Consider the following 17,608-nt stretch of genomic DNA (forward strand, 5'->3'; position numbering starts at 1 on the left):
CTTTTTTAAAGTAAAGCTTAGGTGAGATTTAATTTAATTATTGTGAGAAAAATCACACTTTATTTTTCATGCTTTTAGATGTCCATGCCTTGCTTTCCCTTATAATCAGACTACAATATCGCCCCATTTTAAGAGATTCATTAAGAGGAAGATGATGTCATTTGCAATCGGTCAACGTTGGATTAGTGAAACCGAAAATAACCTCGGATTAGGGATGATTACCGCCTTAGATTTCCGCTCGGTTACCCTTCACTTTCCTGCCACGGATGAAACCCGAATTTATGCGGTAGCACAAGCACCATTAACCCGAATTGCATTGAATAAAGGGGAACAACTTCATCACCAAGCAGGTTGGCAAGGTGAAGTCCTTGATATTCAAGAAATGAATGGTCTTTTATTTTATTTAGTCAAAAATGCGCAAGGTGAGGACGTTATCGTCAATGAAAAAGAACTTTCTCCGATAATTTCTTTTAGCCAAGCGAAAGATCGCCTCTTTTCATCACAGATTGATCGTAGTGAACATTTTGCGTTGCGTTATCAAACCCTTCTGCATCAACAAGCTCAATTTCAATCGCCTTTGCGAGGCTTACTAGGCAATCGTGCGGGTTTAATTCCTCACCAGCTTCATATTGCACAAGAGGTAGGAAATCGTATCAATCCTCGCGTGCTCTTAGCGGATGAAGTAGGGTTAGGTAAAACCATTGAAGCGGGGATGATTTTGCAAAACCAGTTTTTTGCTGAAAAAGTACAACGTGTATTAATTATTGTACCAGAAACCTTGCAGCATCAATGGCTTGTCGAAATGCTTCGTCGTTTTAATTTACATTTTTCATTATTTGATGAAGAACGTTGTGAAGATTTTGCCGAACAAGCGATCAATCCATTTAGTACTGAAAGCTTAATTATTTGTGCACTAGATTGGTTGAAATCTCACCCTCATCGCGTACAACAAGCCATTGAAGCTGAATTTGACTGTTTAATTGTCGATGAAGCACATCATTTAGCTTGGTCTGAAAATGCGCCGAGTACCGCTTATTTATTGGTGGAACAATTAGCCAACGCTATTCCGTCTGTTTTATTACTCACTGCAACGCCTGAACAACTGGGTTTGGAAAGTCATTTTGCACGCTTGCGCTTGCTTGATCCTGAACGTTTTTATGATTACCAAGCCTTCTTAAAAGAGCAGGAAAATTACCAACCTGTGGCCGATTCGGTGCAATCATTGCTTTCAGAGAAGCCACTAAGTGCGGTCGAAAAAAATCATATTTCTGATTTGCTCAATGAGCAAGATGTCGAACCATTATTTAAAGCCTTAGACTGTCATAATGACGATGAAAAGCAAGCGGCACGGCAAGAACTCATTCAAAATCTTATCGACCGACATGGCACAAGCCGTATTTTATTTCGCAATACACGCCAAGGGGTGAAAGGTTTCCCGCATCGGGTTTACCATCAAATAACGATTGATGCGGCTGAAGTAGACGAAAAAATTCATTGGTTAATTGATTTTCTAAAATCACACCGAAATGAAAAAATCTTAGTCATTTGTAAAACTGCACAAACAGCAATTCAACTTGAGCAAATTTTACGAGAAAAAGAAGCCATTCGCAGTGCTGTTTTCCATGAAAGAATGTCAATCATTGAACGAGATCGCGCGGCGGCTTATTTTGCCGATACCGATAATGGTGCTCAAGTTTTACTGAGTTCTAGCATTGGTTCTGAAGGGCGAAACTTCCAATTTGCTTGTCATCTCGTACTCTTCGATTTACCAGAAAATCCTGACTTACTTGAGCAATGTATTGGCCGTTTAGATCGTATTGGACAAACGCGAGATGTACAAATTTATGTGCCTTGCCTCGCAAACTCTGAGCAGCAAGATTTAGCACGTTGGTATCATGAAGGTTTAAATGCTTTTGAACAAACTTGCCCTATTGGCATGACATTGTTTGAACAATATGAATCGTTACTAAAAGTGCGGTCAGAAAATAAAGCGGATTTTGAGCAACTTATTCTCCAAACGCAAAAACAAGCAAAAGCATTGCGCTTAGCCTTAGAGAAAGGACGCGATCGTTTGTTAGAATTAAATTCTAATGGTGGAGAAAAGGCACAACGACTTGCGGCAGAAATCGCTCAAACAGATAATTCACCACAATTAGTCGATTTTGCACTGAATTTATTTGATATTATTGGTGTAGAACAAGATGACTTAGGTGAAAACAGCATTGTTATCACACCAACGGGCACCATGCTTGTTCCTGATTTTCCAGGACTAAAAGAAGAAGGTGTCACAGTAACCTTTGACCGACAACTTGCCCTTGCTCGTGAGGAATTAGAATTTCTTACCTGGGATCATCCAATGATACGCCAAGGCATTGATTTAATCGCTTCTGGTGACATTGGAAAAGCATCGATGGCATTATTAGTCAATAAACAGCTTCCTGCTGGCACGCTGTTGGTTGAATTGATTTATATGATTGAAAGCCAATCACCAAAAGGTTTGCAACTGAATCGTTTTCTTCCGCCTACACCTGTTCGCTTATTGCTGGATGGCAAAGGAAACGATCTAGCCGAACAAGTTAATTTTGATACATTGCAAAATAAACTTAAGCCGCTAGGCAAAGACATTGCGAATAAAATGGTCAAAATGGCTCGTCCAAATATCGAGCAATTAATTAAACTAGGCGATCACAAAATAACTGAAATCGCACAAGCTCAAATTAGAGAAGCCAGCAAATTAGCCGATCAAATATTGACCTCTGAGCTCAATCGACTTATAGCCTTGAAAGCAGTAAATAAAAATATTCGCCAGGCGGAAATTGATGTATTGGAAAAACAACGCGAGCTTTCTCTGAAAGAGTTAAATAAAGCAAGCTGGCGACTAGATAGCCTTCGAGTAATAGTGACAAACAAGGAATAATATGGCACTTATTGAATACCATCCCCCTTTAGAACCGTATTTAGATATTATCTATCAAGATAATTATATCTGCGTGGTAAATAAACCAAGCGGTTTACTTTCAGTTCCTGGCAATCAACCTGAATACTACGATAGTGCAATGAGTCGGGTAAAAGAGAAATTTGGATTTTGTGAGCCTGCACACCGTTTAGATATGGCCACAAGTGGGATTATTCTATTTGCATTAAGTAAAGCGGCAGATAAAGAGTTGAAGCGTCAATTCCGTGAACGTGAGCCAAAGAAATATTATCAAGCTTTAGTATGGGGACACTTAGAACAAGATAGTGGGGAAATTAATCTTCCTATGATTTGTGATTGGGAAAATCGCCCGCGCCAACGCATTGATTTTGTATTTGGCAAAAGAGCGGTCACTTTTTATGAAGTTTTAGAACGGTTACCAACTAACTGTACTCGAGTGAAACTGACTCCAATCACAGGACGTTCGCATCAACTTCGTTTACATACGCTCGCGCTTGGACATCCTATTTTAGGAGACAAGTTTTATTCTCACCCACAAGCTAAATCGATGTCACCTCGCTTATGCTTACATGCAGAAGAACTTACGATTACGCACCCTATCACAGGTGAAAAAATGACATTCAGAACTAAAGCTGAATTTTAGGAAAACGAGATATAAAAAAGGCTCACATCAGTGAGCCTTTTTATTTTATAACAAATTATTATTCCGCTGCTGCTTCTGCAACTTCTGGACGATCAACTAACTCAATGTATGCCATTGGAGCGTTGTCACCTGCACGGAAACCACATTTTAAGATACGGGTGTAACCACCTGCACGTTGAGCAAAACGTGGACCTAATTCATTGAATAATTTCGCAACAGTTTCGATGTTACGAGTACGAGCGAATGCTAAACGACGGTTTGCAACGCTATCTTCTTTTGCTAATGTAATTAACGGTTCAACTACACGACGTAATTCTTTAGCTTTTGGTAAAGTAGTCTTGATGATTTCATGACTAACTAAAGCACTTGCTAAGTTACGGAACATCGCTTGGCGATGGCTGCTATTACGGTTTAGTTGACGACCACTCTTACGATGGCGCATGATCTTATCCTTCTCAGAAAAATCTTAACCTATGACCAAACTAGTCTTCAGCAATACTTGCTGGTGGCCAATTCTCAAGGCGCATACCAAGTGACAAACCACGTGAAGCGAGAACGTCTTTAATTTCAGTAAGAGATTTCTTACCAAGATTAGGCGTTTTTAATAACTCAACTTCTGTACGTTGTACTAAGTCACCGATATAGTGAATTGTTTCTGCTTTCAAACAGTTAGCAGAACGAACTGTCAACTCTAAGTCATCAACAGGACGTAATAAAATCGGATCGAATTCCGGTTTTTCTTCCTTGACTTCAGGTTGACGAACATCACGCAAATCAACGAATGCATCGAGTTGCTCTGCTAAAATTGTTGCAGCACGACGAATTGCTTCTTCCGGATCAATAGTCCCGTTAGTTTCTAACTCGATAACTAGTTTATCTAAGTCAGTACGTTGTTCAACACGTGCTGCTTCAACATTGTAAGCAATACGGTCAACCGGGCTATAACAAGCATCCACTAATAAACGACCAATTGGACGATCTTCATTTTGTGAATGAGTACGAGCAGATGCAGGTACATAACCTCTACCACGTTGAACACGAATACGCATATTAATAGATGCGTTTTCGTCTGTTAAGTGACAGATTACATGTGATGGATTAACAATCTCAACATCACCGTCATGGGTAATATCAGCTGCAACAACAGGGCCAATTCCAGATTTATTTAATGTCAGAATAACATCATCTTTATTCTGTACTTTAACCGCTAGACCTTTAAGGTTTAAAAGAACTTCAAGAATATCTTCCTGAACACCTTCTTTACTACTATATTCGTGCAGTACGCCATCAATTTCTACTTCAGTTACAGCACAACCTGGCATTGAAGACAGAAGGATACGACGTAATGCATTCCCTAGAGTATGACCAAAGCCACGCTCTAACGGTTCTAAGATCACCTTAGCATGAGTAGAGCTAATTTGCTCGATATCTACTAAGCGTGGTTTTAAAAATTCTGTAACAGAACCCTGCATTTTATCCTCTCTTTGCTTTTAAGCTTAACTATTATTTAGAGTAAAGCTCAACGATCAGATGTTCGTTAATGTCTGCTGATAAATCAGAACGTTCAGGAACACGTTTGAACACACCTTCCATTTTCGCAGAATCAACTTCTAACCAAGTTGGTTTTTCTCTTTGTTCTGCTAATTCTAATGATGCTTTAATACGTGCTTGTTTTTTAGATTTCTCACGAACAGCAACGACATCATTTACAGAAACTTGGAAAGATGGGATATTTACAACACGACCATTTACGACAATCGCTTTGTGGCTCACTAATTGACGAGCTTCTGCGCGAGTTGCAGCAAATCCCATGCGATAAACAACGTTATCCAATCTACCTTCTAATAATACTAGTAAGTTTTCACCAGTATTACCTTTTAAACGGTTTGCTTCTTTATAGTAGTTACGGAATTGACGTTCTAAAATACCATAGATACGACGAACTTTTTGTTTTTCACGTAATTGACTACCATAGTCAGACAAACGCGGTTTACGAGCACCGTGTTGACCTGGTGCTGTATCAATTTTACATTTTGAATCAATCGCACGCACACCTGATTTAAGGAATAAATCAGTGCCTTCACGACGGCTGAGCTTGAGTTTAGGGCCCAAATATCTTGCCATTTTCTTTCTCCAACTATCCTATTACGCCATTAAACACGACGTTTTTTCGGTGGACGACAACCGTTATGAGGAATCGGAGTCACATCAGTGATGTTCGTGATACGGAAACCCGCTGCATTTAATGCACGGATTGTTGATTCACGACCCGGACCCGGACCTTTAACCATAACTTCCAAGTTCTTTAAGCCGAATTCTTTAACGATTTCAGCACAACGTTCTGCAGCAACTTGTGCAGCGAACGGGGTAGATTTACGAGAACCACGGAAACCTGAACCACCTGCTGTAGCCCAAGCTAAAGCATTACCTTGACGGTCAGTAATGGTAACGATTGTGTTATTGAAAGATGCGTGAATGTGTGCTACGCCATCTACAACTTGTTTTTTTACACGTTTACGTGCACGAACTGGTGTTTTAGCCATTCTTTATTTACCCCGACTATTTTTTGATCGGCTTACGTGGACCCTTACGGGTACGCGCATTAGTTTTAGTACGTTGACCACGTACCGGTAAACTACGACGATGACGTAAACCACGGTAACAACCTAAGTCTAAAAGACGTTTGATGTTTAGTGTTACTTCACGACGTAAGTCACCTTCAACGGTAAATTTACCAACTTCGTCACGCAGTTTGTCAATCTGCTCTTCAGACAATTCGCTGATCTTAACATCTTCAGCAATACCCGCTGCAGCACAAATGCTTTTAGAACGAGTTTTACCGATACCGTAAATTGCAGTTAAAGCGATTACAGCGTGTTTGTGATCAGGAATGTTAATGCCTGCAATACGGGCCACTATGCACTCCTATTATTTTAACTAATTTGGTATTCTGATCTTGAAAAGCCCGTTTTCAGGATACTCAAACAGAATACCAAGGACATAAATGAGTTGAGTAGTATAACTACTCAACCGGTTCTTTGCAAGAAGAAATGTTAATTAACCTTGACGTTGTTTATGTTTAGGGTCGCTGCATAATACGCGAACAACACCTTCACGTTTAACAATTTTACAGTTACGACACATCTTCTTAACGGAAGCACGAACTTTCATTGCTTATCCTTTTTACTTAAATGAACAATTACTGTCCAAAACCTTTAAGGTTTGCTTTTTTTAACGCAGATTCATATTGAGACGACATTAAGTGACTCTGAACTTGCACGATAAAATCCATAATTACAACAACAACGATTAATAAGGAAGTACCACCGAAGTAGAATTTAACATCCCATGCTGATGTCATAATGTAAGGGACTAAACATACGAACGTTACATAAAGACCGCCGATTAATGTTAAGCGAGTCATTACTTTATCAATGTAACGAGATGTTTGTTCACCTGGTCTAATTCCTGGGATAAATGCACCAGATTTTTTTAGATTATCTGCTGTATCACGTGGATTATATTGCATTGCAGTATAGAAGAAACTGAAGAAAATAATCGCTACCGCATAAACAAGAAGATATAAAGGTTGTCCAGGATTCAACAACATTGATAAGTCATTTAACCACTCAAACTTATCATTTTGACCAAACCATTGTGTCAATGTGGCAGGGAATAAAATAATGCTTGAAGCAAAAATTGCTGGCATTACGTTTGCCATATTAACTTTTAATGGTAAGTGAGTTGAATGACCACCTAAAATTTGACGTCCTTGTTGACGCTTAGCATATTCAACACGAATTCTACGTTGTCCACGTTCTACGAAGACAACAAAATAAGTTACTGCAAAAACAATAGCAGCGATTAGTAGAAGAACTAAAGGATGCATTTGTCCTTGACGAGCTTGCTCAACTGTTTCGATGATTGCATGTGGCAACCCTGCAACAATACCACCAAAAACAAGAATTGAGATACCGTTACCAATACCTCTTTCAGTAATTTGCTCACCTAACCACATTAAGAACATGGTTCCGGTCACAAGACTTACTACTGCAGTGAAGTAAAAAGTAAAACCGATATTTGGCACTAACTGTGGCAACATATTCGGTAAACCGGTAGAAATTGCGATAGCTTGGATAGTAGCAAAAACCACTGTTGCATAACGAGTATACTTGGTGATTTTTCTTTGTCCTGCTGCGCCTTCTTTCTTCAATTCTGCTAAAGCAGGTGAAACCGTAGCAAGCAATTGCATCACGATAGATGCCGAGATATACGGCATAATACCTAATGCTAAAATTGATGCTCGGCTCAATGCACCACCAGAGAACATGTTTAACATATCAATGATGGTGCCTTTTTGTTGTTCAACTAATTGAGCTAGCACGGCGGCATCAATACCAGGAAGCGGAATAAAAGAACCAATACGATAAACGATAAGTGCACCTAATACAAAAAGCAATCTGCTTTTTAGTTCACCAGTACCACTATTAGTACTTCTGCTTTGATAACCTGGTTGTTTAGCCATTTGCTAATTATTCCTCAACTGAACCGCCAGCAGCTTCGATTGCTGCTTTTGCACCTTTAGTTACACGTAAACCACGTACAGTAACTGCAGACTTCACTTCACCAGCTAAGATAACTTTAGCGAATTGAATATCTTTAGTTAAAATGTTTGCAGCTTTTAATGCTTCTAAAGTGACAACATTTCCTTCAACTTTTGTTAATTCGTTTAAACGAACTTCAGCAGTTACAGCTGATTTCATTGAAGTGAAACCAAATTTTGGTAAACGACGGTATAATGGCATTTGACCACCCTCGAAACCACGACGAACACCGCCGCCAGTACGAGATTTTTGACCTTTATGACCACGACCACCAGTTTTTCCTAAACCTGAACCAATACCACGACCAAGGCGTTTTGCACTATGCTTAGCACCTTCAGCCGGAGATAGAGTATTTAAACGCATTCTCTTACTCCTCCACTTTAACCATGTATGAAACTTGGTTAATCATACCACGTACTGCCGGAGTATCGATTAACTCAACAGTATGGTGCATATGGCGAAGACCAAGGCCACGCAAGGTAGCTTTGTGCTTCGGTAAACGAGCAATTGCGCTACGAACTTGAGTTACTTTAATAGTTTTAGCCATTATCAATTACCCCAAAATTTCATCAACGGTTTTGCCACGTTTAGCAGCAACCATTTCTGGTGATTTCATATTTGCTAATGCATCAATAGTTGCACGAACAACGTTGATTGGGTTGGTTGAACCATACGCTTTAGAAAGAACGTTACGTACACCAGCAACTTCTAACACTGAACGCATTGCACCACCTGCGATGATACCTGTACCTTCGCTAGCTGGTTGCATGAATACGCGAGAACCAGTGTGAACACCTTTAACTGGGTGTTGTAATGTACCTTCATTTAAAGCGACATTAATCATATTGCGACGTGCTTTTTCCATCGCTTTTTGGATCGCTGCCGGAACTTCACGAGCTTTACCATAACCAAAACCTACGCGACCGTTACCATCGCCTACTACTGTTAAAGCAGTAAAGCTCATAATACGACCACCTTTTACAGTTTTTGATACACGGTTTACTGCGATTAGCTTCTCTTGCAGTTCACCAGCTTGTTTTTCGATGTTTGACATCTCAATTTACCTCATTAGAACTGTAGACCAGCTTCACGTGCAGCGTCCGCTAAAGTTTGGACACGACCATGATATTTAAAACCGGAACGGTCAAAAGCAACGTCTTTAACGCCTTTTGCTAATGCGCGCTCAGCAACAAGTTTACCTACTACTGCTGCGGCATCTTTATTACCGGTATATTTAACTTGCTCACGAATTGCTTTTTCAACAGTTGAAGCAGCGGCAAGCACTTCTGAACCGTTTGGTGCAATAACTTGTGCGTAGATATGACGCGGAGTACGGTGAATAACTAGACGAGTTACACCTTGCTCTCTCATCATATGACGTGCACGAGCTGCACGACGGATACGAGCTGATTTCTTATCCATAGTGTTACCTTAATTATTTCTTCTTAGCCTCTTTCATACGTACTACTTCATCAGAGTAACGTACACCTTTACCTTTATAAGGCTCAGGACGGCGATAAGCGCGAATATCTGCTGCAACTTGACCAATTAACTGCTTGTCTGCACCTTTTAAAACGATTTCCGTTTGTGAAGGGCATTCTGCAGTAATACCTGCTGGTAAAGTGTGCTCCACAGGGTGAGAGAAACCTAAACTTAATGCAACTGCGTTGCCTTTAATTTGAGCTCTGTAACCAACACCCACTAGTTGTAATTTCTTAGTGAAGCCTTCAGTAACACCGATAACCATTGCATTAACTAATGCACGAGCTGTACCCGATTGAGCATTCGCTTCAACAAAACCTTCACGTGGAGTGAAAGTAAATTGACCATTATCTTGTTTAACTTCAACTGAGTTATGAATTGTGCGAGATAACTCGCCATTTTTACCTTTTACTGTTAATAGCTGACCGTCGAGTTTAACTTCAACGCCGGCAGGAATATTAACAGGTGCCTTTGCAACACGAGACATTTTCCTACCCCTCTATTAAGCTACGTAACAGATGATCTCACCGCCTAAGCCCGCTTGACGAGCTGCACGGTCAGTCATAACACCTTTAGATGTAGAAATTACAGCAACACCTAAACCACCCATAACTTTTGGTAATTCGTCTTTACGTTTGTAAATACGAAGACCAGGACGGCTTACACGTTGGATGCTTTCTACAACCGGTTTGCCTTGGAAATATTTTAAAGTAATTTCCAATTCAGGTTTTGCACCTTCTAAAACTTTAACGCTTTCGATATAACCTTCAGCAGCTAATACGTTGGCAATTGCCACTTTTAGCTTGGAAGAAGGCATATTGATTGCAACTTTGTTCGCAGCTTGACCGTTACGAATACGGGTCAACATATCTGCGATTGGATCTTGCATACTCATTGTACTTTTTCTCCGATTCCAAAATAAAGTGGTATATTACCAGCTCGCTTTTTTAAGGCCTGGGATCTCGCCGCGCATAGCAGCTTCACGAACCTTAATACGGCTTAAACCAAACTTACGTAAAACGCCGTGAGGACGTCCAGTTTGGCGGCAACGGTTACGTTGACGACTAGGGCTAGAATCACGTGGTAAAGTTTGTAACTTCAACACTGCGTTCCAACGATCTTCGTCAGAGGCATTGACATCAGAAATGATTTTCTTTAATTCTGCACGTTTAGCGAAGAATTTTTCAGCCAATTTAACGCGTTTTACATCGCGTGCTTTCATTGATTGTTTTGCCATTATAACCTGCCTTATTTACGGAATGGGAAATTAAAGGCAGCAAGTAGTGCTTGACCTTCTTCATCATTCTTAGCAGTAGTTGTGATAGTGATATCTAAACCACGTACACGATCTACTTTATCGTAATCGATTTCAGGGAAGATGATTTGTTCACGCACACCCATGCTGTAGTTACCACGACCATCAAATGATTTCGCGCTTAAACCGCGGAAGTCACGAATACGTGGAACAGCAATTGTAATTAAACGTTCAAAGAACTCCCACATACGCTCACCGCGTAGTGTTACTTTACAACCGATTGGATATCCCTGACGGATTTTAAAGCCAGCAACAGATTTACGAGCTTTAGTTACTAAAGGTTTTTGACCGCTAATTGCTGCTAAGTCCGCTACTGCGTTGTCTAGCAATTTCTTATCGGTCAATGCTTCACCCACACCCATATTCAGGGTAATCTTTTCGATTCGTGGGACTTGCATGACAGATTTGTAGCCGAATTTATTTTTTAACTCGTTTACTACTTGATCTCTGTAGTAATCATGCAGTTTCGCCATCGCATTACTCCAGTTTGTTAGATAATTTCATTGTTAGATTTGAAGAAACGTACTTTTTTGCCGTCTTCGAATCTAAAACCTACACGGTCAGCTTTGTTTGTTTTTGGATTGAAAATCGCAACGTTAGAAGCATCGATAGCCGCTTCTTTTTTCACTAAACCACCAGCTTGTCCTAAAGCAGGAACTGGTTTTTCATGTTTAGTGATGATGTTGATACCTTCAACAAACACTTTACCGTTTGGTAACACTTTAGTTACCTTGCCACGCTTGCCTTTGTCTTTACCGGCAAGTACGATTACTTCATCGTTTTGACGAATTTTTGCAGCCATTTCTCACTTCTCCTTACAGTACTTCTGGTGCCAAAGAAATGATCTTCATGAATTTCTCAGAACGAAGTTCACGAGTCACCGGTCCAAAAATACGAGTACCGATTGGTTGCTCTGTGTTATTGTTTAAAATTACACAAGCGTTACCATCGAAGCGAATGACTGATCCGTCTGGGCGACGAACACCCTTCTTGGTGCGCACAACAACTGCTTTTAATACATCACCTTTTTTAACTTTACCGCGTGGAATTGCTTCTTTCACAGTAACTTTGATGATATCACCAATAGCAGCATAACGACGGTGCGATCCACCTAGAACCTTGATACACATTACACTGCGAGCACCAGAGTTATCGGCAACATCCAGCATAGTCTGTTCTTGGATCATATTTTATGCTCCGTTAAGTTAATAATACACCCTTGCGGGACGAACCTATCCATACCTTATAAAGATATATGGCGGATAGGTGGCGGAGTTTACCAAAATCAAGCTAGAAACGCAATCAAAATTTTATACTTAAATCAGAGTGTTTAAAGTGCGGTCAAATTTTCATTATTTTTTAGCAAGTCTTAGAAAGAAAAAAGCCAACGGTATAAACCATTGGCTTTTATTTTTTAACTTGTTAATTAAGCAATAACTGCTTTCTCAACAACACGAACTAAAGTCCAAGATTTAGTTTTAGAGAGAGGGCGACATTCGCGAATCTCTACTACATCACCTAATTTGGCTTCGTTGTTCTCATCGTGTACGTGTAATTTAGTTGTACGACGGATAAATTTACCGTATAACGGATGTTTTACCTTACGTTCAATAGCAACAACGAAAGATTTTTCCATTTTGTCGCTAACAACTTTACCTTGTACGCTACGAATTTTATCAGTCATTACTCACCCGCCTTCTCAGTTAAAATGGTTTTAACGCGTGCGATATCACGACGCACTTGTTTAGCCTGATGGGTTTGTTGAAGCTGACCGGTGGCTGTTTGCATACGCAATTTGAATTGTTCACCTAAAAGGTTCACTAATTCATCATTCAGCTCTTCAACACTTTTTGTACGTAAATCTTGAGCTTTCATTACATCACCGTCTTAGTTACGAAGGTAGTCTTGATTGGCAATTTAGCAGCTGCTAATGCAAATGCTTGTCTTGCGATCTCTTCAGACACACCATCCATTTCATAAAGTACTTTACCCGGTTGGATTAAGGCTACCCAGTACTCAACGTTACCTTTACCTTTACCCATACGGACTTCTAATGGTTTTTCAGTAATTGGTTTATCTGGGAAAACACGGATCCAGATTTTACCTTGACGTTTAACTGCACGTGTCATTGCACGACGAGCCGCTTCAATTTGACGAGCGGTTAAACGACCACGACCAACTGCTTTTAACCCGAATGTACCGAAGCTAACTTCAGTACCACCCGCGATACCACGGTTACGGCCTTTGTGAACTTTACGGAATTTTGTACGTTTTGGTTGCAACATTTAGCGTTTCTCCTTACTTACGACCTTTGCCACGCGGAGCCTTTTTAGGCTTGTCGGCAGGTTGTTGTTCTGATTGCGCAACTGCAGCCATTCCACCCAAAATTTCACCTTTGAAGATCCATACTTTAACGCCGATTACGCCGTATGTAGTATGAGCTTCTGCAGTGTTATAATCGATGTCCGCACGAAGAGTATGTAGAGGTACACGACCTTCACGATACCATTCAGAACGTGCGATTTCTGCACCACCTAAACGACCGCTAACTTCAACTTTGATACCTTTAGCACCTAAACGCATTGCACTTTGTACCGCACGTTTCATAGCACGACGGAACATTACACGGCGTTCTAATTGAGAAGCGATGCTGTCTGCAACTAATTTTGCATCTAATTCCGGTTTTTTCACTTCAGCAATGTTGATTTGAGCCGGAACGCCAGCGATTTGAGATACTGCGTTACGTAATTTTTCAACATCTTCACCTTTTTTACCGATAACGATACCAGGGCGAGCTGTGTGAATTGTTACACGAATACTTTTAGCTGGACGCTCAATAGTAATACGTGAAACCGAAGCGTTTGCTAATTCTTTAGTTAAGAATTTGCGTACTTTGAAGTCACCGTCAAGATTGTCGGCGAAATCTTGTGTATTCGCGAACCAAGTAGAGTTCCAAGGTTTTACAATACCTAGGCGAATACCATTTGGATTTACTTTTTGACCCATTGCTATTCCTCTACTTATTAACGATCTGACACAACCACAGTGATGTGGCTAGTACGTTTTAAAATACGATCTGCACGACCTTTAGCACGTGGCATAACACGTTTCATGCTAGGACCTTCGTCAACGAAGATTTTAGCAACTTTAAGATCATCGATATCTGCACCATCATTATGCTCTGCGTTAGCAATAGCTGACTCTAATACTTTTTTCACTAAAGCCGCAGCTTTTTTGTTAGTAAAAGTTAAGATTTCTAATGCTTGCGCAACTTTTTTACCACGAATTAAATCGGCAACTAAGCGAGCTTTTTGGGCAGAAGTGCGAGCGTAACGATGTTTTGCGATAGTTTCCATCTATTTACCTCTTATTTCTTAGCTTTCTTATCTGCCGCGTGACCGCGGTATGTACGAGTCGGTGCAAATTCACCTAATTTATGGCCGATCATTTCATCAGATACATAAACAGGAACGTGCTGACGACCATTATGGACTGCGATGGTCAATCCGATCATTGAAGGAATGATCATTGAACGACGGGACCAGGTTTTGATTGGTTTTTTATCCCCGCTTTCCACCGCCTTCTCTACCTTCTTCAACAAGTGTAGGTCAAGGAAAGGACCTTTCTTGAGAGAACGTGGCATGGCTTATCCTCTTATTAATTTAAATTATTTGCCACGACGACGTACGATAAATTTATCAGTACGTTTGTTGTGACGAGTTTTCTTACCTTTAGTTTGAACGCCCCAAGGAGTTACTGGGTGTTTACCAAAGTTACGACCTTCACCACCACCGTGTGGGTGATCTACTGGGTTCATTGCAGTACCACGAACTGTAGGGCGAATGCCTCTCCAGCGGTTAGCACCAGCTTTACCCAATACGCGAAGCATATGTTCTGAGTTACCAACTTCACCGATTGTAGCAACACATTCAGCTAATACTTTACGCATTTCGCCTGAACGTAAACGTAAAGTTACGTAGTTGCCTTCACGAGCGATGATTTGTACATAAGCACCAGCAGAACGAGCGATTTGACCGCCTTTACCTGGTTTTAATTCAACGTTATGTACTGTTGAACCAACTGGGATATTACGCATTGGTAATGAGTTACCCACTTTAATTGGTGAGTTAACGCCAGATTGGATTTGATCGCCAACTGACAAACCTTTAGGTGCTAAGATATAACGGCGTTCACCATCTTTATAAAGCACTAAAGCAATGTTAGCTGAACGGTTTGGATCATATTCTAAACGCTCAACAACCGCTGGGATATCTAACTTGTTACGTTTGAAATCGATTAAACGGTAATGTTGTTTATGACCACCACCGATGTGGCGAGTGGTAATACGACCATAATTGTTACGACCACCAGTTTTAGATTTGGTATCTAGAAGAGGCGCGTAAGGTTTACCCTTGTGTAATTCAGGGTTCACGATTTTAACAACGTGACGACGACCAGCGGAGGTCGGCTTACATTTAACGATAGCCATTCTCTAATTTCCTCCGATTACTCTGCACTGTCCACGAAGTCCAAGTTTTGGCCTTCGGCTAAAGTTACATAAGCTTTTTTCCAGTCGCTGCGACGACCCATTTTGTTACCACGACGTTTAGTTTTACCTTTAACAACCACAGTACGAACTGAGTCAACTTTTACTTCAAATAATTGAGCAACAGCAGCAGCAATTTCAGCTTTGTTCGCATCTAAAGCAACTTTAAGTACAACAGTGTTAGATTTTTCAGCATTGTTAGTTGCTTTTTCAGAGATGTGCGGTGCACGTAGCACGCTTAGCAAACGTTCTTGACTCATGCTAGGATCTCCTCAATTTGTTTCACAGCGTCAACAGTAACAATCACTTTATCGAAAGCGATTAAGCTAACTGGATCGATACCTTGAACATCACGTACATCAACTTTATATAAGTTACGTGCCGCTAAGAATAGATTTTCATCTAAACTTGCTGTGATAATTAACGCATCTTCAACTGCTAAATCTTTTAATTTTTGTACTAAAACTTTAGTTTTTGGTGCATCTAATTCGAATTTTTCAACAACAACCAAACGGTCTTGACGAACTAATTCAGAAAGAATGCTTTTGATAGCACCACGGTACATTTTCTTGTTCACTTTTTGGCTGTGATCTTGTGGTTTAGCCGCGAAGGTTGTACCACCAGAACGCCAGATTGGTGATTTGATATCACCAGAACGAGCACGACCTGTACCTTTTTGACGCCAAGGTTTTTTACCTGAACCAGACACTTCAGCACGAGTTTTTTGCGCACGAGTACCTTGACGGGCACCTGCTGCATAAGCAACAACAACTTGGTGAATCAAAGCTTCGTTAAACTCACGTCCGAAGGTAGTTTCAGAAACAGTTAGTGCGTTTGCACCTACAACTTGTAATTCCATCTCTATCTCCTAGACTTATGCTTTAACTGCCGGCTTAACGATAACATCGCCATTGATAGCACCAGGTACAGAACCTTTTACTAATAGCAATTTACGCTCAGCATCTACACGAACAACTTCAAGTGATTGAACGGTTACACGCTCAGCACCTAAATGTCCTGCCATTTTTTTACCTTTAAACACACGACCTGGAGTTTGGTTTTGACCAATAGAACCAAGTACACGATGTGATAAAGAGTTACCGTGTGTAGCATCTTGAGTACGGAAGTTCCAACGTTTAACACCACCTTGGAAACCTTTACCTTTAGAAGTACCAGTAACATCTACTTTTTTAACATCTGCAAAGATGTCAACATTGATTTCTTGACCTAAAGTGAATTCTTCACCTTCAGTACGAAATTCCCATAAACCGCGACCAGCTTCAACACCTGCTTTCACGAAATGACCTGCTTCAGGTTTAGTTACACGATTCGCTTTTTTAGAACCAGTAGTAACTTGAACTGCAGTATAGCCATCGTTTTCAAGAGTTTTAACTTGAGTTACGCGGTTGGCTTCGATTTCGATAACGGTAACTGGTACAGAAACACCGTCTTCATTGAAGATACGGGTCATACCAACTTTACGACCGACTAAACCAATCATTGTAATAACCTCTTAATTAACCTAGGCTGATCTGCACGTCCACGCCGGCAGCCAAATCTAAACGCATTAATGCATCAACAGTTTTTTCTGTTGGCTCTACGATATCTACTAAACGTTTGTGTGTACGAATTTCGTATTGATCACGCGCGTCTTTGTTCACGTGTGGAGAAATCAACACGGTGAAACGCTCTTTACGAGTTGGTAAAGGGATTGGACCACGAACTTGTGCACCAGTACGTTTAGCTGTTTCTACGATCTCCGCAGTAGATTGATCGATCAAACGGTGATCGAAAGCTTTTAAGCGGATACGGATTCTTTGGTTCTGCATTAGACCAGAGCTCCAATAAAATTTAGCTAATAAAAAACTAACACCAATCACAATTCTAACTTCAAAATAGAAAAGGAGGTGTAAGTTACCTGTTATATAGTCTCCAAATCGGAAACATTGTTAGTATTACATATCGTAATACTCGTTTAATAAATGATTACATTAAACGGCTTTCAATACCTGAAAGCCTGTGGATATTACACAAAAACACCTAATTATGCAAGCTTTTTGTTCAATTAATTTCCACAGACAAA

The 17,608-nt window shown here is 40.4% G+C and carries 30 protein-coding genes; 2 read left to right on the forward strand and 28 right to left on the reverse strand.

All coding sequences use genetic code 11. The features are described 5' to 3' along the window. Positions 1-154: 154 nt before the first annotated feature. Both rapA and rluA read left to right on the forward strand, forming a co-directional pair. Positions 155-2,917, forward strand: coding sequence for an RNA polymerase-associated protein RapA (gene rapA / locus QP437_RS07865; RefSeq protein WP_285267507.1), 2,763 nt, complete (start codon positions 155-157; stop codon positions 2,915-2,917). A 1-nt stretch (position 2,918) separates the two neighbouring features. Then, the gene (gene rluA, locus QP437_RS07870) at positions 2,919-3,578 is read left to right on the forward strand and encodes a bifunctional tRNA pseudouridine(32) synthase/23S rRNA pseudouridine(746) synthase RluA (protein WP_285267497.1); all 660 of its coding nucleotides are present in this window, start codon (positions 2,919-2,921) and stop codon (positions 3,576-3,578) included. Positions 3,579-3,636: 58 nt separating this feature from the next. On the opposite strand, the gene rplQ is transcribed toward rluA, so the two are convergent. The 28 genes from rplQ to rpsJ all read right to left on the reverse strand — a co-directional run bounded on the left by rplQ (position 3,637) and on the right by rpsJ (position 17,354). After that, the gene (gene rplQ / locus QP437_RS07875; RefSeq protein WP_005695104.1) at positions 3,637-4,020 is read right to left on the reverse strand and encodes a 50S ribosomal protein L17; all 384 of its coding nucleotides are present in this window, start codon (positions 4,018-4,020) and stop codon (positions 3,637-3,639) included. Between the two features lie 40 nt (positions 4,021-4,060). Next, the gene (rpoA, locus tag QP437_RS07880) at positions 4,061-5,050 is read right to left on the reverse strand and encodes a DNA-directed RNA polymerase subunit alpha (protein WP_005695102.1); all 990 of its coding nucleotides are present in this window, start codon (positions 5,048-5,050) and stop codon (positions 4,061-4,063) included. Between the two features lie 31 nt (positions 5,051-5,081). Next, complete coding sequence (gene rpsD, locus QP437_RS07885; RefSeq protein WP_005625866.1) at positions 5,082-5,702, reverse strand: 30S ribosomal protein S4; 621 nt, start codon at positions 5,700-5,702, stop codon at positions 5,082-5,084. 29 nt (positions 5,703-5,731) lie between these two features. Then, on the reverse strand, positions 5,732-6,121 hold the full coding sequence (gene rpsK / locus QP437_RS07890) for a 30S ribosomal protein S11 (protein ID WP_005543603.1): 390 nt from the start codon (positions 6,119-6,121) through the stop codon (positions 5,732-5,734). Between the two features lie 16 nt (positions 6,122-6,137). Continuing rightward, a complete protein-coding gene (gene rpsM, locus QP437_RS07895) occupies positions 6,138-6,494 on the reverse strand; it encodes a 30S ribosomal protein S13 (protein WP_005548758.1) in 357 nt (118 codons plus the stop codon). 141 nt (positions 6,495-6,635) lie between these two features. Further along, on the reverse strand, positions 6,636-6,749 hold the full coding sequence (rpmJ, locus tag QP437_RS07900; protein WP_005625868.1) for a 50S ribosomal protein L36: 114 nt from the start codon (positions 6,747-6,749) through the stop codon (positions 6,636-6,638). A 28-nt stretch (positions 6,750-6,777) separates the two neighbouring features. Continuing rightward, positions 6,778-8,103, reverse strand: coding sequence for a preprotein translocase subunit SecY (gene secY, locus QP437_RS07905; protein WP_005695101.1), 1,326 nt, complete (start codon positions 8,101-8,103; stop codon positions 6,778-6,780). Positions 8,104-8,110: 7 nt separating this feature from the next. Then, positions 8,111-8,545, reverse strand: a complete 435-nt coding sequence (gene rplO, locus QP437_RS07910) for a 50S ribosomal protein L15 (protein WP_005695100.1) — start codon at positions 8,543-8,545, stop codon at positions 8,111-8,113. 4 nt (positions 8,546-8,549) lie between these two features. Then, positions 8,550-8,729 carry a 50S ribosomal protein L30 gene (gene rpmD / locus QP437_RS07915; protein WP_046339253.1) on the reverse strand — a complete coding sequence of 60 codons (180 nt, stop codon included), beginning with the start codon at positions 8,727-8,729 and terminating at the stop codon, positions 8,550-8,552. Positions 8,730-8,735: 6 nt separating this feature from the next. Continuing rightward, positions 8,736-9,236, reverse strand: a complete 501-nt coding sequence (gene rpsE, locus QP437_RS07920; protein WP_005695098.1) for a 30S ribosomal protein S5 — start codon at positions 9,234-9,236, stop codon at positions 8,736-8,738. 14 nt (positions 9,237-9,250) lie between these two features. Beyond that, the gene (rplR, locus tag QP437_RS07925; protein WP_005695097.1) at positions 9,251-9,604 is read right to left on the reverse strand and encodes a 50S ribosomal protein L18; all 354 of its coding nucleotides are present in this window, start codon (positions 9,602-9,604) and stop codon (positions 9,251-9,253) included. Positions 9,605-9,617: 13 nt separating this feature from the next. Beyond that, positions 9,618-10,151, reverse strand: a complete 534-nt coding sequence (gene rplF / locus QP437_RS07930; RefSeq protein ID WP_065244061.1) for a 50S ribosomal protein L6 — start codon at positions 10,149-10,151, stop codon at positions 9,618-9,620. A 15-nt stretch (positions 10,152-10,166) separates the two neighbouring features. After that, positions 10,167-10,559 (reverse strand): 30S ribosomal protein S8, encoded by a 393-nt coding sequence (gene rpsH, locus QP437_RS07935; RefSeq protein WP_005625877.1) that lies wholly within the window; start codon positions 10,557-10,559, stop codon positions 10,167-10,169. A gap of 36 nt (positions 10,560-10,595) precedes the next feature. Then, positions 10,596-10,901 (reverse strand): 30S ribosomal protein S14, encoded by a 306-nt coding sequence (gene rpsN / locus QP437_RS07940; RefSeq protein WP_007242504.1) that lies wholly within the window; start codon positions 10,899-10,901, stop codon positions 10,596-10,598. An 11-nt stretch (positions 10,902-10,912) separates the two neighbouring features. After that, the gene (gene rplE / locus QP437_RS07945; protein WP_005695093.1) at positions 10,913-11,452 is read right to left on the reverse strand and encodes a 50S ribosomal protein L5; all 540 of its coding nucleotides are present in this window, start codon (positions 11,450-11,452) and stop codon (positions 10,913-10,915) included. Positions 11,453-11,469: 17 nt separating this feature from the next. Next, positions 11,470-11,781, reverse strand: a complete 312-nt coding sequence (gene rplX, locus QP437_RS07950; RefSeq protein WP_005695092.1) for a 50S ribosomal protein L24 — start codon at positions 11,779-11,781, stop codon at positions 11,470-11,472. 13 nt (positions 11,782-11,794) lie between these two features. Further along, on the reverse strand, positions 11,795-12,166 hold the full coding sequence (gene rplN / locus QP437_RS07955) for a 50S ribosomal protein L14 (RefSeq protein WP_005619403.1): 372 nt from the start codon (positions 12,164-12,166) through the stop codon (positions 11,795-11,797). A 239-nt stretch (positions 12,167-12,405) separates the two neighbouring features. Continuing rightward, the gene (gene rpsQ, locus QP437_RS07960) at positions 12,406-12,663 is read right to left on the reverse strand and encodes a 30S ribosomal protein S17 (RefSeq protein ID WP_005695091.1); all 258 of its coding nucleotides are present in this window, start codon (positions 12,661-12,663) and stop codon (positions 12,406-12,408) included. Continuing rightward, a complete protein-coding gene (gene rpmC / locus QP437_RS07965; RefSeq protein WP_014064571.1) occupies positions 12,663-12,854 on the reverse strand; it encodes a 50S ribosomal protein L29 in 192 nt (63 codons plus the stop codon). Before rpmC ends, rpsQ begins: the two co-directional genes overlap by 1 nt. After that, a complete protein-coding gene (rplP, locus tag QP437_RS07970) occupies positions 12,854-13,264 on the reverse strand; it encodes a 50S ribosomal protein L16 (protein WP_005695088.1) in 411 nt (136 codons plus the stop codon). The genes rpmC and rplP overlap by 1 nt, the downstream gene beginning before the upstream one ends. A gap of 13 nt (positions 13,265-13,277) precedes the next feature. Continuing rightward, complete coding sequence (rpsC, locus tag QP437_RS07975) at positions 13,278-13,985, reverse strand: 30S ribosomal protein S3 (protein WP_005640982.1); 708 nt, start codon at positions 13,983-13,985, stop codon at positions 13,278-13,280. Between the two features lie 17 nt (positions 13,986-14,002). Continuing rightward, positions 14,003-14,335: a 50S ribosomal protein L22 gene (gene rplV / locus QP437_RS07980; protein ID WP_005625897.1), complete on the reverse strand. Its 333-nt coding sequence runs from the start codon at positions 14,333-14,335 to the stop codon at positions 14,003-14,005. 11 nt (positions 14,336-14,346) lie between these two features. Continuing rightward, positions 14,347-14,622: a 30S ribosomal protein S19 gene (gene rpsS / locus QP437_RS07985; protein WP_005539416.1), complete on the reverse strand. Its 276-nt coding sequence runs from the start codon at positions 14,620-14,622 to the stop codon at positions 14,347-14,349. 24 nt (positions 14,623-14,646) lie between these two features. Next, positions 14,647-15,468: a 50S ribosomal protein L2 gene (rplB, locus tag QP437_RS07990; RefSeq protein ID WP_014064570.1), complete on the reverse strand. Its 822-nt coding sequence runs from the start codon at positions 15,466-15,468 to the stop codon at positions 14,647-14,649. 17 nt (positions 15,469-15,485) lie between these two features. Next, positions 15,486-15,785, reverse strand: coding sequence for a 50S ribosomal protein L23 (gene rplW, locus QP437_RS07995; protein WP_005632756.1), 300 nt, complete (start codon positions 15,783-15,785; stop codon positions 15,486-15,488). Then, complete coding sequence (gene rplD / locus QP437_RS08000; RefSeq protein WP_005695085.1) at positions 15,782-16,384, reverse strand: 50S ribosomal protein L4; 603 nt, start codon at positions 16,382-16,384, stop codon at positions 15,782-15,784. Before rplD ends, rplW begins: the two co-directional genes overlap by 4 nt. 15 nt (positions 16,385-16,399) lie before the next feature. Beyond that, entirely contained in the window at positions 16,400-17,026 is a 627-nt protein-coding gene (gene rplC / locus QP437_RS08005; protein ID WP_005632753.1) for a 50S ribosomal protein L3, read from the reverse strand. Between the two features lie 16 nt (positions 17,027-17,042). After that, a complete protein-coding gene (rpsJ, locus tag QP437_RS08010) occupies positions 17,043-17,354 on the reverse strand; it encodes a 30S ribosomal protein S10 (RefSeq protein WP_001181005.1) in 312 nt (103 codons plus the stop codon). Positions 17,355-17,608 lie beyond the last annotated feature (254 nt).

This window comes from Haemophilus sp. UMB1048 (assembly GCF_030218125.1).
Taxonomy (GTDB): domain Bacteria; phylum Pseudomonadota; class Gammaproteobacteria; order Enterobacterales; family Pasteurellaceae; genus Haemophilus_D.

Bases quoted from the DNA above. Each gene is read 5' to 3' on its own strand.
- rapA (WP_285267507.1), top strand. From the start codon at position 155: ATGTCATTTGCAATCGGTCAACGTTGGATTAGTGAAACCGAAAATAAC.
- rluA (WP_285267497.1), top strand. From the start codon at position 2,919: ATGGCACTTATTGAATACCATCCCCCTTTAGAACCGTATTTAGATATT.
- rplQ (WP_005695104.1), bottom strand. From the start codon at position 4,020: ATGCGCCATCGTAAGAGTGGTCGTCAACTAAACCGTAATAGCAGCCAT.
- rpoA (WP_005695102.1), bottom strand. From the start codon at position 5,050: ATGCAGGGTTCTGTTACAGAATTTTTAAAACCACGCTTAGTAGATATC.
- rpsD (WP_005625866.1), bottom strand. From the start codon at position 5,702: ATGGCAAGATATTTGGGCCCTAAACTCAAGCTCAGCCGTCGTGAAGGC.
- rpsK (WP_005543603.1), bottom strand. From the start codon at position 6,121: ATGGCTAAAACACCAGTTCGTGCACGTAAACGTGTAAAAAAACAAGTT.
- rpmJ (WP_005625868.1), bottom strand. From the start codon at position 6,749: ATGAAAGTTCGTGCTTCCGTTAAGAAGATGTGTCGTAACTGTAAAATT.
- secY (WP_005695101.1), bottom strand. From the start codon at position 8,103: ATGGCTAAACAACCAGGTTATCAAAGCAGAAGTACTAATAGTGGTACT.
- rplO (WP_005695100.1), bottom strand. From the start codon at position 8,545: ATGCGTTTAAATACTCTATCTCCGGCTGAAGGTGCTAAGCATAGTGCA.
- rpmD (WP_046339253.1), bottom strand. From the start codon at position 8,729: ATGGCTAAAACTATTAAAGTAACTCAAGTTCGTAGCGCAATTGCTCGT.
- rpsE (WP_005695098.1), bottom strand. From the start codon at position 9,236: ATGTCAAACATCGAAAAACAAGCTGGTGAACTGCAAGAGAAGCTAATC.
- rplR (WP_005695097.1), bottom strand. From the start codon at position 9,604: ATGGATAAGAAATCAGCTCGTATCCGTCGTGCAGCTCGTGCACGTCAT.
- rplF (WP_065244061.1), bottom strand. From the start codon at position 10,151: ATGTCTCGTGTTGCAAAGGCACCTGTTAATATTCCTGCCGGCGTTGAA.
- rpsH (WP_005625877.1), bottom strand. From the start codon at position 10,559: ATGAGTATGCAAGATCCAATCGCAGATATGTTGACCCGTATTCGTAAC.
- rpsN (WP_007242504.1), bottom strand. From the start codon at position 10,901: ATGGCAAAACAATCAATGAAAGCACGCGATGTAAAACGCGTTAAATTG.
- rplE (WP_005695093.1), bottom strand. From the start codon at position 11,452: ATGGCGAAACTGCATGATTACTACAGAGATCAAGTAGTAAACGAGTTA.
- rplX (WP_005695092.1), bottom strand. From the start codon at position 11,781: ATGGCTGCAAAAATTCGTCAAAACGATGAAGTAATCGTACTTGCCGGT.
- rplN (WP_005619403.1), bottom strand. From the start codon at position 12,166: ATGATCCAAGAACAGACTATGCTGGATGTTGCCGATAACTCTGGTGCT.
- rpsQ (WP_005695091.1), bottom strand. From the start codon at position 12,663: ATGACTGATAAAATTCGTAGCGTACAAGGTAAAGTTGTTAGCGACAAA.
- rpmC (WP_014064571.1), bottom strand. From the start codon at position 12,854: ATGAAAGCTCAAGATTTACGTACAAAAAGTGTTGAAGAGCTGAATGAT.
- rplP (WP_005695088.1), bottom strand. From the start codon at position 13,264: ATGTTGCAACCAAAACGTACAAAATTCCGTAAAGTTCACAAAGGCCGT.
- rpsC (WP_005640982.1), bottom strand. From the start codon at position 13,985: ATGGGTCAAAAAGTAAATCCAAATGGTATTCGCCTAGGTATTGTAAAA.
- rplV (WP_005625897.1), bottom strand. From the start codon at position 14,335: ATGGAAACTATCGCAAAACATCGTTACGCTCGCACTTCTGCCCAAAAA.
- rpsS (WP_005539416.1), bottom strand. From the start codon at position 14,622: ATGCCACGTTCTCTCAAGAAAGGTCCTTTCCTTGACCTACACTTGTTG.
- rplB (WP_014064570.1), bottom strand. From the start codon at position 15,468: ATGGCTATCGTTAAATGTAAGCCGACCTCCGCTGGTCGTCGTCACGTT.
- rplW (WP_005632756.1), bottom strand. From the start codon at position 15,785: ATGAGTCAAGAACGTTTGCTAAGCGTGCTACGTGCACCGCACATCTCT.
- rplD (WP_005695085.1), bottom strand. From the start codon at position 16,384: ATGGAATTACAAGTTGTAGGTGCAAACGCACTAACTGTTTCTGAAACT.
- rplC (WP_005632753.1), bottom strand. From the start codon at position 17,026: ATGATTGGTTTAGTCGGTCGTAAAGTTGGTATGACCCGTATCTTCAAT.
- rpsJ (WP_001181005.1), bottom strand. From the start codon at position 17,354: ATGCAGAACCAAAGAATCCGTATCCGCTTAAAAGCTTTCGATCACCGT.